This window comes from Enterobacter cloacae complex sp. (assembly GCF_900322725.1).
In the GTDB taxonomy this organism is placed as follows: Bacteria; Pseudomonadota; Gammaproteobacteria; order Enterobacterales; family Enterobacteriaceae; genus Enterobacter; species Enterobacter quasihormaechei.
Genome location: NZ_LT991957.1, coordinates 4617342 through 4634704 on the forward strand (window position 1 = coordinate 4617342; position 17363 = coordinate 4634704).

Below are 17363 nucleotides of genomic sequence, written 5' to 3' on the forward strand. Positions count from 1 at the left end.
TCGACAAGCTGTCTGTATATATGCGCAAGCTTTTTATATGCGATATCTTTTTTTTCTGTTCAGAAATTCACTGTCTTGTTCATGGGGAAGAATTATTTTTAAACCCTGGGCCATTTGGGAAGCTATATAATTTGCATTCGATAAATGCTTCGCCAGTTCTTCATCCGTAGTTGAGAATTCTTTTGAGGCTAGTGTCCCCAAATTTAATGAATGCAGGAGGCGTTTATCCTTTTCCTCTCCTGCCAAAACAGACCTGATGTACATCAGCTGATTTATACTCATGATGTATAAGGAAAAATGAGGGTTTTCAGACAACCGTTGATGAACGACACTCAAGGCACTTTCGATATAATCCATCGCAGTAACGCACTGTTTATGCATAATTCACCCTTTAGCGTCAGGAAAAATCAAAGAAAATCATCCTCAGGTGCGTTGTGAAATAACTCATCTGCAATACTGACGATACGGTCATGCTGAATCAGTTTATTTTTCCACTGCTGCGGTATACCTGAGTAACCATATAACGCGCCAGCCAATTGTCCCGTTGTCGCCGCTACGCTGCTGGCATCATCCGCCAGGTTGGCGGCCATCAGGACAGCATCGCGAAAATTATCCGTATTCCATACGGACCACATTGCGGCCTCAAGTGTATCGATAACATAACCGCTGGAGCGAATCTGATGACGAACTTTCTGCTTATACTCACCTGCGTTAATGATCATCACCCGAGCGCACAAGGGGAACAGATGAGGTTCGAACGCCTCTTCTTTTTGATATCCACTAATTAAATAGTGAAGAATTAAGCCCAAATACTGGCACGCATTGATAGATTCCACCGCACCGTGTGTCGCTCTACTTTGCGACTGGGATTCAAAATATATTGCCCGCAGCGATTTTCGACGAAAGATCGAAACGGGTGCCTGACGAACCAATGCGGCGTTGCCTGCGGTATGTTTCTCAGTGTTACCGTACCACGATGGGCCGAGAAGTTTATATTGTTCCATCGCAAAACGGGTGGTATTGCCAATGCCTAAACAACGCCCGGTGCTACTGTTTTCACCTGTCTGATACCACTTGAGCAGCCACTGGCGCAAAACGTCAGTATGCATTATTTCTTTGCAAAGGTAGGTCTGTGCCACACAGAGAGCCATTGAGGTATCAGCTGTCCATTCACCGGGGTTTAACCGGTAAGGCCCTCCCCCTTGCATATCACTGATGAGTTCGCTATCACGTCGTTTACATTCCTGCGCCGTCCCGACAGCATCTCCCACAGCCAGCCCCACTAAAGCGCCTACTGCTTTATCGAGTGAGTTCGTTTCCGATACGACGAGAGGTAATGATTTATCCCATATTTCAAATGCATGCGCTTCTGCTGTATCCATTCTCTTTATGGACTTACGGCTATTTACCGGCATCAGGTTACGGTAACGATCGGCATAATGATTAATAACAGCATCTTCGCTGTGAAGATCGAGCATTACGCCTCCTTATGCGAAAATAAAAATCGATGAATTTTCACATGAAACGTCAATAATCATTCGGTTTTTTTCCACATAATTACTTAAGTCATTCTCTTGCCAGTAACATATCAACGGCATAGCACTCCGGAACACTGCATTCTACCCCCCAAGTAAAAGATCATTAATTATTTGAGAGATGCAGTCCTTTCATAATTAAAAATCCACAAGGTGTAAATTTTTAAAAACTCTGAAAAGATGAATAAAATGCCGTTTAGCCAGACGTTCGACTCACCCGCCAGATCCAACGCCAGTGGAAAAAGCGAAACAGAGCATCGAAAGGAGACCAGTCGCAAAAATTCCTGACAGAGCGCCAATCTCCTCGTAAAGGGCTTGCTTAGGCAAAAGAGCCATGCTGAAGCAAAAAGCGATACCAATAATAAGAAATCGAGAATAAAAAAAAGAGTAACCAGAGCGCTAAACCCGCCAGCAGAAAGCGTGTTCACAACCTTACTGAAGGCGTGTATATCGGAAATAAAAGGGATCCTGTCATGACGCACGGACTGGGCACAATAGAGGACAATGGCCAGGGCATCCATGCATCCCCAGAAAATGAAAACCTTATCTCTGACTTTCATGGCCGTTAAGCAATTACTTAACGGGCTGAGGTGGCCATTCGCCCCCCTTCTGGATGAGCTTCTCTTTTATTTCGTTTAATTTCTCGTACTGCTCACTGCCTCGGTCCAGTCCATTCAGCGCGTCCGCGAGCGCATTGCTCATCGACCAGCCATTTTTGGCCTTAATTGACGGATCCGCTCCACGATCGAGCAGCAACAAGACATGATCGTATGACTGGTTATCCAGCGCATCAAACACCAGCGTTTTACCCAGTGAGTTGGTTGAGTTGGCGTCAGCACCGCGATCGAGCATGGCTTCCAGCGTCTCTGTATTTTTCGCTTTAAGCGACTGGAAGACGATCGGTTCGTGGAAAACCTTATCTTTCACGTTGGGTGAGAGGCCACCGTCCAGCATCGCGTCGATCCAGTCCGCGCTGTCGCCCTTCAGGGCAAATTCAGCAGGACTGCTTTTTCCCTGTGGTCGAGGCTGGAGCGGATCTGCGCCGGCCTGAACAAGCAACGTAATGACCTCTAAATGGTTCGACGTTTTTTTATCATTAATTGCGTTGCCAAGGGCCCAGAAAAGCAGGGTCATATCCTGCTTTCCTGGTTGATTAAGGTCGCTGTCTGGCGCAAGCGTCTTCACCGCATCGACGTCGCCTTCCTCAATCGCTTTCGCCAGTTCAAGCTGCTGGCCGCTGAAGTAGTCCTGTGGATTAAGTTCCATATCCTGCTTGCACCCCTGAATCATGAATAAAAAACATAACGCGATAAAAGCCATCAAACGTTTTTTCACAATCGACTCCCGATTATCGAAATATCCTCATCCTTCTGTTGCTCTATGCAATCTATCGCCTGGTTAATGCCATGGCGGTCCAGCGCGCTTCCGGTTCCACCAGGGAGATCGTGAGGAATTCCGGCAGCGTTGGGGCTCAGCGCAGAGATTTCCTCTTTGAGGATCCACGAAGGGACATGCCCTTTCATTGTTTTAAGATCTTCCCAGGGGTTAACTTCCTGGATCCTGGTGAGCAGTTCACCTTCGACCCGATACGCCTGGATATTATCCGTACTGCCTAATAACTTGCCGCCGTATTTTTCTACGGTTCCGGCATTCAGACCTGCGGCATTGAACGTCCATCCCGCTTTCCCGCTGCCCATGGAGGTTGCAGAGGCGAGGCCACCGCCAAGGGAATGTCCGGCAATATCAATATTCTGGCCTGACCTTGCCAGCTCCTTACTAATACTCACGGCCTTTTTATAATAATCTGAAGCCATACCCATGCCCTGCGAGAAGTTATTCGACCAGTCAGCCCCGTTTACCACCGGCGCTAGCTCCCCTTTGGTCAGTAAAGAGGAGACATTCTCAGACAGTGAGGCGAAACCAGGCTCGCGCGATCCCCTGAATACCAGCGTGGGGTTCATATCAGTGCCGAACACGTCCGGCTTCGGTTGATAGACGCGCGCCAGAAAATTGGGGGATGTGTCATCGTCAAAGAGCATCGATTTGTTCAGCCCGAACTTTCCTAACAGCGCATCGTCATTACTGATATCCGTCCACCCCTCCGGCACGCCGGGCGTGGCTTCCAGCGGGTTGACGGTCTTGTAAATATTCTCCGCCAGCTTCGCTTTTTCCACCGCGATATTATTCGCCGCCAGCCGCTTAGCCGCGATCTGCGCGTCCGGATACAGGCTGCTGCTCCCCTTCGCGATCAGATCTTTACGCGCCTGCCAGCGTTCTGCTTTGGTCATCTGCTGAAGCTGTGCGGCATAGGTTTTGCCGTCTTTGCCCGGGGTCGGCTCGTCCGGCACCTGCGCCGCTTTCGATTTCACCACCTGCTTCGGCAGTACCGTTGGCGCAGGGCGAGAACCATACGTTCTCACCATGGTTTCATAACGGTCGACAATCGTACTCACCGGATACCAGCCCAGCCCGACCAGGGACGCAGCCTGAAGTTGCCCTTTGGCGTTGATATAAAAAATTTCCGTTACTGATGACCAGTCACGAAAACTTTCATCAATGGCGACCACCCTGCCCATCTCCAGATCCTGCGCGATCAGCGTGCGGGTATCACGCCCGGACTGATAAGGGTTCGCGCCGGTGATCGTGCGCAGCAAATCGTAGCGCGTGAAGAGCGAGCGCAGCGAGTGGTCGGGAACCGACATAATCCACTGCCCGGCAACGGACGGGCGGATAATTTTCGCAAACAGCGCCGGCGAGACGTTCTCGTGGAAAAGATAGACAAACTTGATGTTATACATTCGCTCCGTCCTGTTACCCGCAGGCTTACGGATTCACCAGCCAGGTGCCTGGCTTCGCAATATCCAGCGTCTGGGTACGCGTTCTTCCATTGCCTTCCAGTTCAATACGCGTTTCACCCGCCGGCAGCTTCAGCGATGCGTAACCGTTATTGCCCGGACGCAGCGCCTTCGGCTCGCCGTTAACCTTCAGCGTCTCGCCATCCAGCATGCGGATATAGACCAGCGCGACCGGGCTGGCGTCGACTGGCGGCGCACTCTGCTGTGTCGTAGCCGGTGGCGCAACCGGTTCGCTCACCTCTGCGGCTGCCGGTTTGGTTTCCGGTGCGGCGGTGGTGTCAGCCGGAGGACTCACGGCAGGCGTTTGCGCCGTCTGCGCTGGCGTATCCTGACTGCCGCCGCCGAACAGCATCGCGCCGGCTACAACCCCAACCAGCACGCCCGCAGCAACCAGACCCGGCAGCTTGTAACGTCGCCAGTCCAGCGCGGAAGCAGACGCTTCCTCTTCCACCGGCACCAGCATCGTGCCGGTCTTTTTCGCGGTCAGCACTTCGTCGATACCGGCGACGGGCATCTCGATCAGCGCCGCGAACTCCTCGATGGATTGCGGACGGTCTTCCATATGCAGCGCCAGCGCCTTGTCGATGGCCTGTAGCAGCGGGATGGAATACCCCTGCGGCATCAGCTCCACCAGCGGTTTACAGGTGTCCTGAATCGAACGCACCACGCTGACCGGCGGCGGTGAGCCCACGATGAGGGTGCGCAGCACGGCGCCGAGCGCGTAAATATCCGTCCACGGCCCCTGCTCGCTTTCATTGTCGTCGGTGTATTGCTCGATAGGCGCAAACCCTGGACGCAGCATGGTTTCCGTCTCGTCCGAGAGGTTGCCGATGGTGCGGCGCGCCGAACCGAAATCGAGCAGCACCGGCAGGCCGTTATCCTGAATCTGAATGTTATCCAGCGAGATATCGCGGTGCAGATAGCCTTCGTCGTGGATCGTTTTGATGGCGCCAAACAGCATCGGCAACATACGGCGGATCCACGCCTCGTTAATCAGCTCCGGTTTTTCTTCGCGCAGACGCGACAGCGTGGTGCCGCTGTAAAACAGCGTCCCCATGTAGGCCGTGTCGTTTTGCACCCAGAAACGCAGCACGTGCAGCAGGTTCGGGTGGTTAAAGCGCGCCAGCAGGCGGGCTTCCTGGATGAAGCTGTTGAGGCCGGCAGAAAACGCTTTGCCAAAGCGCTCGCTGCGCAGCACCAGCGTCATATCCTCGCCGCGTACGGCGAGGGAGGAAGGCATAAACTCTTTGATAGCGATAGTGCGTTCGAGCTGGTGATCCCAGGCGCGATAGACGATGCCGAATCCGCCGCCGCCAATCACCTCTTTTATTTCAAACTCATTGAAACGGTACCCGACCGGGAGCGCGTTTGGGACAGTCCGATTGTTATCATTATCCGTCATCTTTTACAGTTCTCTTGATGATTATTACGCGGCAAACTGACAGTGGAACTCGCCCTGCACGCAGGTGACGTGCAGACGTCGGTACTGCTCGTCGCTGCGGCTGGCGGTAAGTAAAATCTGGCTCATCTGAGGCAGCAACGTATTGGTCAGAATCGCATCCACCATACGTCCGCCCGACTCTACCTCGGTACAGCGCTGAACAATCTGTTCGACCACGCTGTCGTCAAATTCAGAAATAATGTTGTGATTCTCTTCCAGACGCCGCTGAATGCGCTTGAGCTGGAGACGGACAATCTGCCCCAGCATCTCGTCGCTCAGCGGGTAATACGGCACCACCAGCAGACGCCCCAGCAGCGCCGGCGGGAAGACCTCCAGCAGCGGCTGGCGCAGTGCGCCGCTCAGCGCATCGGGCTCCGGCATCAGTTCCGGATCGGCGCACATGGCGCTGATCAGGTCGGTACCCACGTTAGACGTCAGAATAATAATGGTGTTACGGAAATCGATGTGACGCCCTTCGCCGTCCTCCATCCAGCCCTTGTCGAAAACCTGGAAGAAGATCTCGTGCACGTCAGGGTGCGCTTTTTCAATTTCGTCCAGCAGCACCACGCTGTAGGGACGGCGGCGCACGGCCTCGGTTAAGACGCCGCCTTCACCATAGCCCACATAGCCCGGAGGCGCACCTTTTAACGTCGATACGGTGTGCGCTTCCTGGAATTCGCTCATGTTGATGGTGATGACGTTCTGCTCGCCGCCGTAAAGCGACTCCGCCAGCGCCAGCGCGGTTTCGGTTTTACCCACGCCGGACGGCCCGCAGAGCATAAATACCCCGATCGGTTTGTTCGGATCGTCAAGCTTCGCGCGCGCGGTTTTCACCCGACGGGCGATCAGATCCAGTCCGTGGCGCTGGCCAATGACCCGCTGGTTCAGCGTGTCGGCCAGGTTAAGCACCGCGTCGATCTCATTTTTCACCATCCGGCCCAGCGGGATGCCGGTCCAGTCCGAGACCACCGCCGCCACCACGTTTTCATCCACCGCGGCAAACAGCAGCGGTTCGTCGCCCTGTAAGGTCGTCAGCGCCTGCTGCTGCTCCGCCAGCTGGCCGCGCAGTTCAGCCGTATCCTCATCACCCGCCGCAAACAGCGCGGCACGCAGGCGGATAATCTCCTGCACCAGGCTGCGCTCTTCTTCCCAGCGGTGGGAAAGGGCTTCGCGTTGGGTTTCAAACGCGTCTCGCTCGGCGGTCAAGGTTGCCACGCGCGCCGGATCGCCTGCCCCCACGCGGGCTTCGCGTTCGGCAATCTCCAGCTCCACGTCCAGGGCCGCCAGATGACGCAGGCAGTCTTCCAGCTGGGCAGGCGGCGCGCTCTGGCTGACGGCCACGCGCGCACAGGCGGTATCCAGCAGCGCTACCGCTTTATCCGGCAGCTGACGCGCAGGAATATAGCGATGCGACAGCTTCACCGCCGCGCTGACCGCTTCGTCGAGAAGTAAAACCTGATGATGGGTTTCCAGCGGCGACACGGTGCTGCGGAGCATCAGTACGGCTTTCGCTTCATCCGGCTCGTGAACCTGTACGGTCTGGAAGCGGCGGGTCAGCGCCGGATCTTTCTCAATGTATTTTTTGTATTCCGCCCAGGTGGTCGCGCCGATGGTGCGCAGCTGGCCGCGCGCCAGGGCTGGCTTGAGCAGGTTAGCGGCATCGCCGGTGCCCTGCTGCCCGCCTGCGCCAATCAGGGTGTGAATCTCATCGATAAACAGAATAATCGGCGTGGCGCTGGACTGCACCTCGTTAATCAGCGCCTGGAGGCGCGCTTCAAATTCCCCCTTCATGCCCGCCCCGGCCTGAAGCATGCCGATATCCAGCAGCCACAGCTGAACGTTTTGCAGCGGCTCCGGTACGTCGCCGTCGGCGATACGCAGCGCCAGCCCTTCCACGACCGCGGTTTTCCCGACGCCGGCTTCCCCGGTCAGCAAGGGGTTGTTCTGGCGACGACGCATCAGGATATCGACCATCTGGCGGATCTCTTCATCGCGCCCCACCACCGGGTCAATCTTGCCTTCCCGGGCGCGCGCCGTCAGATCCTGACCATACTGCGCCAGCGTGCCCTGCGCGGCCGGTACGGCACCGGCAGGCGCATCCGCCGCGGCGGCAGCCTGCTGGCTCTCTTTGCTGTCGGCACAAATGGCGTCGAACTGCTCGATCAGCACCTCGACGTTAAGTCGGGTGAACTGCCCCGAAATGCCTTTCAGCACGTTAGCCAGATTCCACGTTTTCAGTATGCCGATCAGCAAATGGCCGCCGCGGATGCGGCTCACGCCAAACTTCAGCGAGCCGTAAACCCAGGCGCGCTCGACGGCGCTGTCGATATGCTCGGAAAGGTCAGAGACCGAACTGGCACCGCGCGGCAGGGCATCCAGCGCCGCCACGATATCGCGCGTCAGCTGCTGTTCATCAAGGGCGAAGTGACGGATGACCCGTTGCAGATCGCCATCCTGCTGCTGCATCAGCTGATGCAGCCAGTGCACCAGCTCAACGTACGGGTTGCCGCGCAGTTTGCAGAAGGCAGTCGCGCTCTCCAGAGAGGTAAATAACAGCGTATCCAGTTTGCCGAAAAGCACGGCACGGCTAATTTCTGACATGTTAGTTTCCATTAACAATGATTCGGTATACGGAAGGATTATCGCTCTGCGCGATACACCAGATCGCCACGCGGAACAGGCTGAGGCTGTAGGCCCAGCCAGGTGTTGTACCCTAATCGCCCGGCACTGCCGAGCGTGGCGCCCTGCACCGCATCGGCGCGCAGGATCACCCGTGTTTCCCATTCAAATTCCACCCCGGCATACTGTCGCACCCAGTCGCGCAGCTCGGTGACCCACCCTTCGCCCGGCAGAAAATGGTTGTACTCGTCTGCGCTTAAGGGGCCAATCTCCAGCCGAAACTTATGCTGCACGTCGCGTACCGCAATGCCGAGGAAGGCGGATTCCCCCATGCGCGGCAGGCGCCGCCCCTCACCCAGCTGTGCCTGCTCCCGCGTTGAGAGCGGCATCCACTGCGGGACGTTGGCCACCAGCCTGACCGGAACGTTGAAATAGTTGCGCAGGATCTTCTCCAGCCCTTCCGGATCACGCCCGTGGCGGGTCAGGTGCCCGGCGTGGGTAAAGCGGGCATGCGCGCTCAGGCTGCCTTTCGACATCTGACCGGGCTGGCCCATGCCAATCAGCGACGCCAGATACCCTTCGAAGCGCTTGTTGTCGTCGCGATCCAGTGAAACGGCAGGCTGCGCGTCCGCCCAGGCGCGGTAGAACAGCAGCGTCAGGCGGTGGTGAAAGAGGTCGGCAAACGCGCTGAGGCTGTGATCCTGATGATGATGAATACGCTCGCGGGCATACTCGGTCATGTGTACCGGCAGCGGGCCATTAGGACCAAACAGGCCGAAGCTCAGAATAGAAACCTCATGCAGCCCGTTCTCTTCCCGCTGCCGCACCTCGGCAACCGTTGACGGCGCAAAGCCCATCGAAGGCTGCTGACCAATACGCAGCAGCTCAAATTTCGGCAGCGGCGCGCGTCCCAGCGGATAACGTTCACCGCCCTGGGCATCAATGCGTCTTAACAGCTGGAACAGATCGTAGCGCCACGGCGTCTCGCGCACCCCGCGCCAGAAAGCATCGGGCAGCGGCGTCAGGCGATGCACGCGCAGCGTTGCAGGGGCAACCTCGCTCATACCAGCGCCCTTTTACCCATGCGCGGCGCCCAGTAGCCGATTTCGCCGCGCTGCTGGCTCTTGAGCGTGAATTCCGTAAAACTGTTTATGGAGACCAGGCGGGCAAAAAGGCGCTCCAGCACGCTGCCGAATAGCCACGGGCTGGCGCCGGAAAAGGCGCGTTCATCCACGGTCAGGGTGATGCCGATCCCGCGGGCGAACACCACCGGGCCCGGCTCCGGCACGCGGCGGTGAACCGGCTCCAGCACGCAGTGGCGAACGCCATCCACCTGACGGGCAACCGGCGTCTCTGCCAGGTTGGCATACAGGCCTAACAGCTGACGCAGCGCGGCGGCGCCCTCTTCGTTTTCACTGTCCATCAGGCTGAGGTAATTCATTTGCAGCTGGCTGATGAGTCGCCAGGTGCTGAACCCTTCCGCCAGCGCCGGACGCGGCGGCGTCGGGCCTTTGCGCAGGGTTAACGCCTTCACCGGCATGGAGTCGGCCATAATAAACTGCCCGAGCTCCTGCTGGAGCATCAGCGGCAGGTCGCGGCTGGTGCACAGCACCTCGGCGGAAATGTAGCGCAGGTTCTCCTGCCACGGCGCGTGCTGCGCATCCACCAGCGAGACAAAGACCTCCGAGCCGATATAGCCCGTGCGGGTGCCATAGCGCAGCGCGTGTTCCGAGAGAACGCGCTGCTCGCGGCGCAGGGAAAAGTAGGCGCCGTAGTTACCCGCGTCGCCGCTCCAGGTACTCCAGAACGGTCGAAACGTCTGGTCGTCCCGCTGCCCGTCGGCGCTGGCGTAGATTTTTTTCACGGCATAAATTTCATAATCCAGCGGTCGGATGTTATCCACCACCAGATGGTATTCATGCTGGCCTTCGTTCAGCTTCTGTCGTGCAGCCACTTTCGGGAACAGGTTGATCACCGGCGTGCAGTGCAGCGCCAGGTGGCTGGCGTCCACTACGCGTTCCAGCTGATCGTCGCTCTTGTCGAGCAGAATAAAGATATCAAACGCCTTTTCGTCTTCGCAGCGCTGGATCAGCTTGCCCAGCCCGCTCAGGCTGATGAAGCGAAAGCGTGCCGGGAACGCAAAGTACTCCTGCAACAGGCGATAGCCGTCAAAGTTGCGCAGATCGTCCGGGAGCAGCGCCTGGTCCGCATCAAAGCCCTCCTGACGCAGGGCGTCAGACGACAATAGCTGGCGCTGGGGCTGCTTGCTGACCGTCTGGCAGACAATGCCCGCGTGGTGCTCCATGACCAGCTCCAGCAGCTTCAGCGCCTCGATGTCCGGGCCGCTTAAGAAGAACTCCAGGCGGTCGAAATCCAGGTGTCCAAGGTGCTGCGGGCCATCGCAGGCAATGCGGATCCGCAAGGCGCTGCTGATCCCCCGCTGGCTCAGGCCGAGCTGGGCCAGCGGCAGATCGGCGGGCACGCCGCCGAGCTCGATTCTGTCGATTTTTAGCGGCAGCAGGTTCACCTCGTGCGCCGTGGTATAGCTGCACGTGACGCCGGTTTTTTTCAGCGCCAGGCTGTCCATCATGGTGCCGCGCGGCACAATGAAGCCTTTGCTCAGGTCGCCGCGGCTGCTGTCGGGCTGAATTTCAGCGATCGCCATCGACGGCGTGGGCGCCAGATAATTCGGCGCAATCATCTCCAGCATGCGCTGTGAAAAGCGCGGGAACTCGGCGTCCATCTTCATCTGCACGCGGGAGGTCAGAAAGGCAAAACCTTCAATCAGCCGTTCGATGTACGGGTCCGCCACTTCGATGCCGCGCATGCCAAGCCGCCCCGCCACCTTCGGGTAGCGTTCGGCGAACTCCGCGCCCATCTCGCGCAGATAGGCCAGTTCACGGTTGTAATATTCGAGCAGTTTGCTTTCCATAATTACCCCGCATCCTTCAGTTCAAAATGGCCGTTTTCAAGGTCGACGTCGGTGCGAAAGAGAAACTCCAGCGGATACGGCACGCACCACAGGCGACCTTTGATTTCGATAGACAGCACGTTGTGCAGATCTAACGACGAGGTATCGGACACGCAGCGAACCTGAAGCCCCTGCGGGAGGATCCGCGGTTCAAAGTTAATAATCGCTTCGGTGAGCTTACGCTGAATGTCGTGCCATTCGATATCGGACATTCTTTTCCCCGCCAGCGGCGCAACGCCAAAGTTGACGACGGAACGGCTCACCTGCGTCAGCCCGCTTAAGTCGCTGGAGGCATCGTGGTTGATGGTATTAAACAACCACTGTAAATCCCGCAGAACGTTGCGACGCAGCGCGGCGTGGGTGATCAGATTGCTGTTGGCGGACTCGCGTTTTTTTTCCGGATCGTTATCCGTCAGGCGATCCAGCAGCGAGGGCTGCATCTTGTCGCGTGCCCCCACTTTCTCCTGCCTGCTGCGGGCCTGCCAGCCGCTGCGCAGCAGATCGCCTTCGCCAGCGGGATTACTCATCCGCACCATCCGCAGCAAACGTCACCAGGCTCAGGGTGAGCAGCGGGCTTTCGCTTTGCTCGCTCAGCCAGGCTTTCTGCCCCATGCCTTCATACAGGACACCGTCGTCGTCGAGCGGGAGCCACTCGGTAGTGCGCCCCAGCTTAACGCTATCGGAAGCGCCGTCAGCAAACGGATAACGCGCCGGGATCTGACAGACCTGCTCGGTACCGTCCGTGAGGCGGACCAGCGCATGACGCCATACCAGATCGGTCACGCTGGCCGGAGCCTGGAAACGGATCGTGTCGATGGCGCAGAACGGCACCCAGAAATAGCGGCCATTGACCAGAGTTTCACACACTGGACCCAGACGGGCATCGCCGTCCATCAGCCATTCGAAGGGCTGGTTTTCTTCATTCTCCAGCGTGACCTGTCCACGGCTTGCCGGGGCTTGTTCGAGTGCCGCCAGACGCAGCGTTTGCGCATGCTCGCTGCTTTCCGTCAGCGCCTGGGCTAACGTCGTCAGCCACGGCCACTGCGCCTCGGGCATCGCCGGACGCGCCTCTCCTGCAAACACGCGGGCCCGCTGCTGTTCGCCCTGAATGGCCTGCTCCAGCAGCGTCACGGTCGGTTTTGCCTGCGGCTTCAGCGCCAGCCAGCTTTTCAGCTGGGTCAGGGCGCGCGCCCAGTTGCCGCTGAGGACCAGAAACTGCACAAACGCGGCGCGCAGATCGGCATCCGCCGGGCGGGCTTTTATATCGGCTTCCAGGCGAAGCAGCGCGTCGTTAATCGACTCACCCGCCAGGCGTTGATAAAGCGTATTCATGGCCACTCCTTAATTCGCCGCGCGCCAGGCGCCTATTGCCGGATCGCGCAGCTGCGGGCGCAGCGTGTCGATCAGAACAACGTTCAGCTCAGCGCCCGGTGCAACCCATGCGCTCCAGATCTTCTTGACCTCGGCGATACGCGCCTGAAGTCGGGCGTCGTCGCTGGCGATCTCGCGCGTGATTTCCACCGCCACCGTGCCGTTGCTCTTCCAGCCGTTCAGGGTGCTGTCGTACGGCAGGATCATCCAGCTCTGGTCGCTGTTCTGGGTGCTGAAGACCATGCGCTCTTTGTTGACGGAGGTGATCAGCGCGTTTTCAGGATCGACCGCGTTGTTCAGCCCCATCACCGGGAAGCCGTGAATGTAGGTGACCGGAATCGCTTTCTGCGTCCCGTTACGGTTTTGCGTCACCACCGTGTGGCCGCTGAGCCAGCTGCCGTTACCGCAGCGGGTGGTGTCGGAGTCAGGAATAAACAGCGCCGGCGCGGAGGAACCGCCCTCCCAGAAGGTGCGCAGGTGGCAGCCGTCCTGAAGGGTAAACTCCTGCCATGGGGTACGGTCTGCCGCTACGGTGTGCGTCTCCGGATTCTGGTCAGGCGGCAGCAGCGCGCCCGGGGTGGTGGTTGCTGCCACCGCCGTTTCCTGCTGCTTTACCACCAGCGTCCAGTCCTGCGCTTTAGCCGCCGTGCCACGGGCAAGCGTCGTCCCCTGCGGATCGTTCAGCGTCCAGTTGAGGGTATTCAGCTTGCTGCACTGATGCTCCAGCAGCGAGCCAAGGCGCGGCACGAAGTTTTCCAGCACCGAAACCTCTTTCTTACCGTTCGCCACGATGCGCAGCGCCACGTCCGACTTACACCAGCTTTGCGGCGTATTGTCTTTAATGTTGTCGATCCAGATATCCAGCTTCTGCGCAGGAGACTGCACGATGCGGAAGTTTTCAGCCTGTGCGGTGGTCGCCACCGTCAGAAGAGCCAAACCCGATAGCCAAAGTTTCATATCAATCCTTGTGTGTCTAATCAGTTCCGCAGGGAAGAAATTGTGCTGCGTCAGAGAGCGTATGCAGCAAAGTGGTGTCCTGAGGGTTGCCCATCCACACCGCCACGGCGGTGTAGTTATCCTGAGCATTGCCCTCCTGTTCGCCATTCTTTTGAATGATTTGGTTCATTAGGGTCAGCCACTCCTGTGGCGTATTGACCATGTGCAGCGACTGCTTCATCTGCTCTTCGCTGACGCCGTGCCAGAAACCGTCGGTGCAGAGTAAAAATGCATCGCCGTCTTCAACCTGCACCACATCGCTGTAGCTCGCTTCCGGTCCGCCATTCTCAATACCCAGCGCCAGATACAGCAGGTTGCTGTTGAGGTCATCGGTCTGATGTCCGGCATCCTTCATCTGCTGGACGAGGCTGTGATCGGTGGTGACGTGCCACAGCCAGCCGCGACGAAACAGGTACAGGCGGCTGTCACCGGCGTGCGCCCAGTAGGCCAGACGGTAATCCCTGTCGATAAACAGGCTGACCAGCGTGGTGCCCATCCGGCGATAGTCCTGCACCGCCTGTTGTTCGCTGAGGATGGTACGGTTCGCCGTTTGGACGTAGTCACGAATATGCTGCGCATTCAGGTGCTTGTCGCCATCAAAGCGGGAAATAATGCTGTTGCGGGCCAGCTCAGCGGCCACCTCGCCGCCCGGCAGGCCCGCGATGCCGTCGCAGACGACAAAGCAGGCTGAACGTTCCCCGATGGTTTCTCCCGTCTGATCCTGGTTGCTGGCGCGCGTCCCCTGGCGGGAGAGAGAAGCCGTTGCGATATTCATTTTTCTTCGGATCCGCTTTGTGAGTCTTTGTACTGATTGACCTCCATGTCATAGGCATGGAGGAAGGCTTCGCCAAACAGGGTATGGAAGTCGTCCTCGATCTCGCCCGCCGTCTCGCCATAGCTGCGAACGAAATAATCCCACAGCGCGGCTTTACGGCTGCCCGGCAGCGCCAGGCGCGACGTCATCCCGTTCTGCTTCGCCTGCTCTTCCAGCTGTTCCGGGTTAAAGGATTGCAGCATAGCGGCGATAATGGCGCGGATACCGGAGATCATCCCCAGCTGGTGCGCCTGAAGATCGATCAGTGCATCACGTACCGATTTGGTCGGCGGCATAAAGCCCGGCATCGGCGTGCCGAACATCTGTATCAGGACCGTTTTACCGGTCGGCAGCAGCTTGAACGGGTTGTTGGCATCGTCGAGCACCATGGTCATATCGGCCTTCACCCCGCGCTTGAGGATGGACCGCGAGGAGAGCAGCGCCACGGTCCCCTGCGAGAACATGCCCAGGATCAGGCCCAGCTGACGCATGTTTTCGCGGTCAAACTGCGGCACCGGCTGCATTTCGCTCAGGCCCATGCCTTCCAGCAGCGCCTCCAGCAGTTCGCCCTGAAGCACCTCGCCCCGCTCGCCGGTCTGTGCAGCAGCCGCGGGGGATGCGGCGTTTTTAACCGGGTCGATGCGCAGGCGGCCCTTAGGCGCCTGGGCGTGACTGCGCGCTACGGCCTGCGGCGTTGGCATGGTGAAGCCGGCGTAATCGGGACGCGCGGGCTCTTCTTCTTCCGCGCGCGGCGCGTCCTGCGGTTCAGTCGGTTCCGGATCGAACAGCGGCGAACCGGCAAGCGCATCCTCTTCCGGTGCGGGCTGAGGTTCAGGCTTTGGCTCCGGCTTATCAGCCGCGATTTCATCCGGATGGGTTAACGGCGCGCCGCCCATCAGGCCGAGCGGGTCGTCGTGACGCGCGGCAGGCGCACTGGCCGTCCCGCCAAACAGGGCTAACGGATCGAGTTCATCCGCGGCCTCTTCCTTTGGCTGGGCAGGTTTGCTTTCGTCCGGCTGCACCAGCGTTGAAGGGGTGACATCGTCAAAGATGCTCTCCTGTTTGAACAACGCGTCATCGCTGAACAGCGAGTCCGGATCCACGTTTTTACGTTCAAGTGCCGGATCGGTGTCGTTGAACATCGCCAGCGGATCTTCGGCATTCCTCTCCGGAGCCGCGGGCTGGGAGAACGGGTCGTGGGACGCGGCGGGCTGTGGTTTCGCCCGGTTGCTGGAGATGCTGTCGGAGATGGAGAACTCCTGCATCAGGCTGTCCCAGATTTCCGACGGCACGGCCGTAGGTTCAGCTTTTCCGCGAGGCGCGGCGCTGGCCGGTTTTGGTTGCGGCGCCACTGCCGGTGCAGGTGTTGCCGCTGGACGCGCCTGCTGCATGCTGGCCGCCATGCGGCTCACGGGCTGGGTATCGTGAATAAGTTCGCTGACTTCGATGCGATAATCATCAATACCGAGAATATCCCCATCCTGAAGCTCAACCTGACGCCCACGCTCCAGCGGAATATCATTCAATACCACGCGGGTGACGCTGCCACGGTTCGTGACGCGACATTCGCCGCTGGCGTCGACGTGAACGATAGCCTGCAAACGCGAGATAGTGCGATCGTTGTCCGGCAGCACCAGATTGTTATCCGTACCGCGCCCAATGGTGCCGCCCGGGGCATAAAAATCACAGCTACTTTGCGGCGGCTGATGACCGGGTTTCGTAGAAATAATCGTGAATCGCATGGCGTATTCCTGCTGGTATGATTAGCGCTCAAACGCTGCCGCTCTCGGGGGTGAGAACGGCGGGGTTTGGGGGTTAAGCCTACAAAATCAATCATAGAGACAATGAAAAATTATATCTCATTAATACTCGCCAAAATTAAAAGCAGTATAAAAATAGCCATCGTGAATTTAATTTTTTTGTCATATGAATAAACCCAGGTTAGTTCAAAGCCAGACAAAACATCATGACATGCATGAGACTGAAGCCTTCGAGAATCAGTTAACTTAACGCTCTTCCCCCGTAATAACCTTGATAAAATTGTGACGCGGAAACCGAAGCCCCAGACCCCCAACTTTTCCCAAACTTGATAATCTCCCTCTCTTAATAAACCTGCTTGCGTTAATGAATTATATATTCCCGAAACTTCACTTGAGTGCTTTCGATAATCAATATAAAAACTAACCGTCAGGATTAAGAACAAGGCAAAAAGAAAAAATACAAAAATGGAGAAAACATTATTAACAATCACATTACTCTCTATTGAGTAAAATCAGCGTTCAAATGCTGACACTCTCGCATCGATACCAACATTTGGTTACAAAAGGTTGATAAAAGCTATTTAATGGCATACTGAAAAATAATACCTACAACAAGCCACATCGTAAAAACCGTTGCCTGAATGATATAAAGTCGGTGCAGTTTTAACATCCAGCCAATTCGCTCCCCCGGTAAAGACTGAACAAATTGATAGGCTTCACCCTTAACTTTTCTGCCCTTGGTGAACTTTATCTTCACGCCTTTGCGAAGTCGAACAAACCAGATTATTTTTTGATAATTTGCCAGTGAACCAAAAAACGATGCATAATTTGTCATCAGGTCGATATCATAGCCTTTTTGGCGATATTCAGAGAGAAGCTGCTTATAATCTGACTCGTGTTTTTTAAAAAACCGAGAACTGTAAACATCCATGATTACAACGTTAATAAATAAAAGCACAAGAAACAATAACGTTATATTTGCCAGGCATAAAGATGACATG

Annotated in this window: 16 protein-coding genes; all 16 read right to left on the reverse strand. The window is 57.0% G+C overall.

The features are described 5' to 3' along the window. Positions 1-33: 33 nt before the first annotated feature. Positions 34-381 carry an immunity protein Tsi6 family protein gene (locus tag DBR02_RS22615; protein ID WP_107535515.1) on the reverse strand — a complete coding sequence of 116 codons (348 nt, stop codon included), beginning with the start codon at positions 379-381 and terminating at the stop codon, positions 34-36. A 26-nt stretch (positions 382-407) separates the two neighbouring features. Further along, the gene (gene tri1, locus DBR02_RS22620) at positions 408-1478 is read right to left on the reverse strand and encodes an ADP-ribosylarginine hydrolase Tri1 (RefSeq protein ID WP_107535516.1); all 1071 of its coding nucleotides are present in this window, start codon (positions 1476-1478) and stop codon (positions 408-410) included. 167 nt (positions 1479-1645) lie between these two features. After that, on the reverse strand, positions 1646-2056 hold the full coding sequence (locus DBR02_RS22625) for a hypothetical protein (protein WP_233157815.1): 411 nt from the start codon (positions 2054-2056) through the stop codon (positions 1646-1648). A gap of 52 nt (positions 2057-2108) precedes the next feature. Continuing rightward, the gene (locus DBR02_RS22630) at positions 2109-2855 is read right to left on the reverse strand and encodes an ankyrin repeat domain-containing protein (RefSeq protein WP_173937211.1); all 747 of its coding nucleotides are present in this window, start codon (positions 2853-2855) and stop codon (positions 2109-2111) included. Between the two features lie 11 nt (positions 2856-2866). Then, the gene (locus DBR02_RS22635; protein ID WP_107535519.1) at positions 2867-4333 is read right to left on the reverse strand and encodes a phospholipase; all 1467 of its coding nucleotides are present in this window, start codon (positions 4331-4333) and stop codon (positions 2867-2869) included. A gap of 25 nt (positions 4334-4358) precedes the next feature. Further along, a complete protein-coding gene (locus DBR02_RS22640) occupies positions 4359-5792 on the reverse strand; it encodes a serine/threonine protein kinase (protein WP_107535520.1) in 1434 nt (477 codons plus the stop codon). Between the two features lie 24 nt (positions 5793-5816). Then, on the reverse strand, positions 5817-8432 hold the full coding sequence (gene tssH / locus DBR02_RS22645; RefSeq protein ID WP_107535521.1) for a type VI secretion system ATPase TssH: 2616 nt from the start codon (positions 8430-8432) through the stop codon (positions 5817-5819). Between the two features lie 38 nt (positions 8433-8470). Further along, on the reverse strand, positions 8471-9514 hold the full coding sequence (gene tssG / locus DBR02_RS22650; protein ID WP_107535522.1) for a type VI secretion system baseplate subunit TssG: 1044 nt from the start codon (positions 9512-9514) through the stop codon (positions 8471-8473). Next, positions 9511-11382 (reverse strand): type VI secretion system baseplate subunit TssF, encoded by a 1872-nt coding sequence (tssF, locus tag DBR02_RS22655; RefSeq protein WP_107535523.1) that lies wholly within the window; start codon positions 11380-11382, stop codon positions 9511-9513. Before tssF ends, tssG begins: the two co-directional genes overlap by 4 nt. 2 nt (positions 11383-11384) lie before the next feature. Continuing rightward, the gene (gene tssE, locus DBR02_RS22660; protein WP_015570336.1) at positions 11385-11948 is read right to left on the reverse strand and encodes a type VI secretion system baseplate subunit TssE; all 564 of its coding nucleotides are present in this window, start codon (positions 11946-11948) and stop codon (positions 11385-11387) included. Continuing rightward, positions 11941-12753, reverse strand: a complete 813-nt coding sequence (locus DBR02_RS22665; RefSeq protein ID WP_107535524.1) for a type VI secretion system accessory protein TagJ — start codon at positions 12751-12753, stop codon at positions 11941-11943. The genes tssE and DBR02_RS22665 overlap by 8 nt, the downstream gene beginning before the upstream one ends. 9 nt (positions 12754-12762) lie before the next feature. After that, complete coding sequence (locus DBR02_RS22670; RefSeq protein WP_107535525.1) at positions 12763-13749, reverse strand: hypothetical protein; 987 nt, start codon at positions 13747-13749, stop codon at positions 12763-12765. 16 nt (positions 13750-13765) lie between these two features. Beyond that, positions 13766-14563: a PP2C family protein-serine/threonine phosphatase gene (locus DBR02_RS22675; protein ID WP_063449579.1), complete on the reverse strand. Its 798-nt coding sequence runs from the start codon at positions 14561-14563 to the stop codon at positions 13766-13768. Beyond that, the gene (gene tagH / locus DBR02_RS22680; RefSeq protein ID WP_107535526.1) at positions 14560-16344 is read right to left on the reverse strand and encodes a type VI secretion system-associated FHA domain protein TagH; all 1785 of its coding nucleotides are present in this window, start codon (positions 16342-16344) and stop codon (positions 14560-14562) included. Before tagH ends, DBR02_RS22675 begins: the two co-directional genes overlap by 4 nt. A 110-nt stretch (positions 16345-16454) precedes the next feature. Next, entirely contained in the window at positions 16455-16853 is a 399-nt protein-coding gene (locus DBR02_RS26645; RefSeq protein ID WP_129741713.1) for a hypothetical protein, read from the reverse strand. An 86-nt stretch (positions 16854-16939) separates the two neighbouring features. Beyond that, complete coding sequence (locus tag DBR02_RS22685; protein WP_107535527.1) at positions 16940-17362, reverse strand: hypothetical protein; 423 nt, start codon at positions 17360-17362, stop codon at positions 16940-16942. Position 17363: the final 1 nt, after the last annotated feature.

Bases quoted from the DNA above. Each gene is read 5' to 3' on its own strand.
- DBR02_RS22615 (WP_107535515.1), bottom strand. From the start codon at position 381: ATGCATAAACAGTGCGTTACTGCGATGGATTATATCGAAAGTGCCTTG.
- tri1 (WP_107535516.1), bottom strand. From the start codon at position 1,478: ATGCTCGATCTTCACAGCGAAGATGCTGTTATTAATCATTATGCCGAT.
- DBR02_RS22625 (WP_233157815.1), bottom strand. From the start codon at position 2,056: ATGGATGCCCTGGCCATTGTCCTCTATTGTGCCCAGTCCGTGCGTCAT.
- DBR02_RS22630 (WP_173937211.1), bottom strand. From the start codon at position 2,855: ATGGCTTTTATCGCGTTATGTTTTTTATTCATGATTCAGGGGTGCAAG.
- DBR02_RS22635 (WP_107535519.1), bottom strand. From the start codon at position 4,333: ATGTATAACATCAAGTTTGTCTATCTTTTCCACGAGAACGTCTCGCCG.
- DBR02_RS22640 (WP_107535520.1), bottom strand. From the start codon at position 5,792: ATGACGGATAATGATAACAATCGGACTGTCCCAAACGCGCTCCCGGTC.
- tssH (WP_107535521.1), bottom strand. From the start codon at position 8,432: ATGTCAGAAATTAGCCGTGCCGTGCTTTTCGGCAAACTGGATACGCTG.
- tssG (WP_107535522.1), bottom strand. From the start codon at position 9,514: ATGAGCGAGGTTGCCCCTGCAACGCTGCGCGTGCATCGCCTGACGCCG.
- tssF (WP_107535523.1), bottom strand. From the start codon at position 11,382: ATGGAAAGCAAACTGCTCGAATATTACAACCGTGAACTGGCCTATCTG.
- tssE (WP_015570336.1), bottom strand. From the start codon at position 11,948: ATGAGTAATCCCGCTGGCGAAGGCGATCTGCTGCGCAGCGGCTGGCAG.
- DBR02_RS22665 (WP_107535524.1), bottom strand. From the start codon at position 12,753: ATGAATACGCTTTATCAACGCCTGGCGGGTGAGTCGATTAACGACGCG.
- DBR02_RS22670 (WP_107535525.1), bottom strand. From the start codon at position 13,749: ATGAAACTTTGGCTATCGGGTTTGGCTCTTCTGACGGTGGCGACCACC.
- DBR02_RS22675 (WP_063449579.1), bottom strand. From the start codon at position 14,563: ATGAATATCGCAACGGCTTCTCTCTCCCGCCAGGGGACGCGCGCCAGC.
- tagH (WP_107535526.1), bottom strand. From the start codon at position 16,344: ATGCGATTCACGATTATTTCTACGAAACCCGGTCATCAGCCGCCGCAA.
- DBR02_RS22685 (WP_107535527.1), bottom strand. From the start codon at position 17,362: ATGTCATCTTTATGCCTGGCAAATATAACGTTATTGTTTCTTGTGCTT.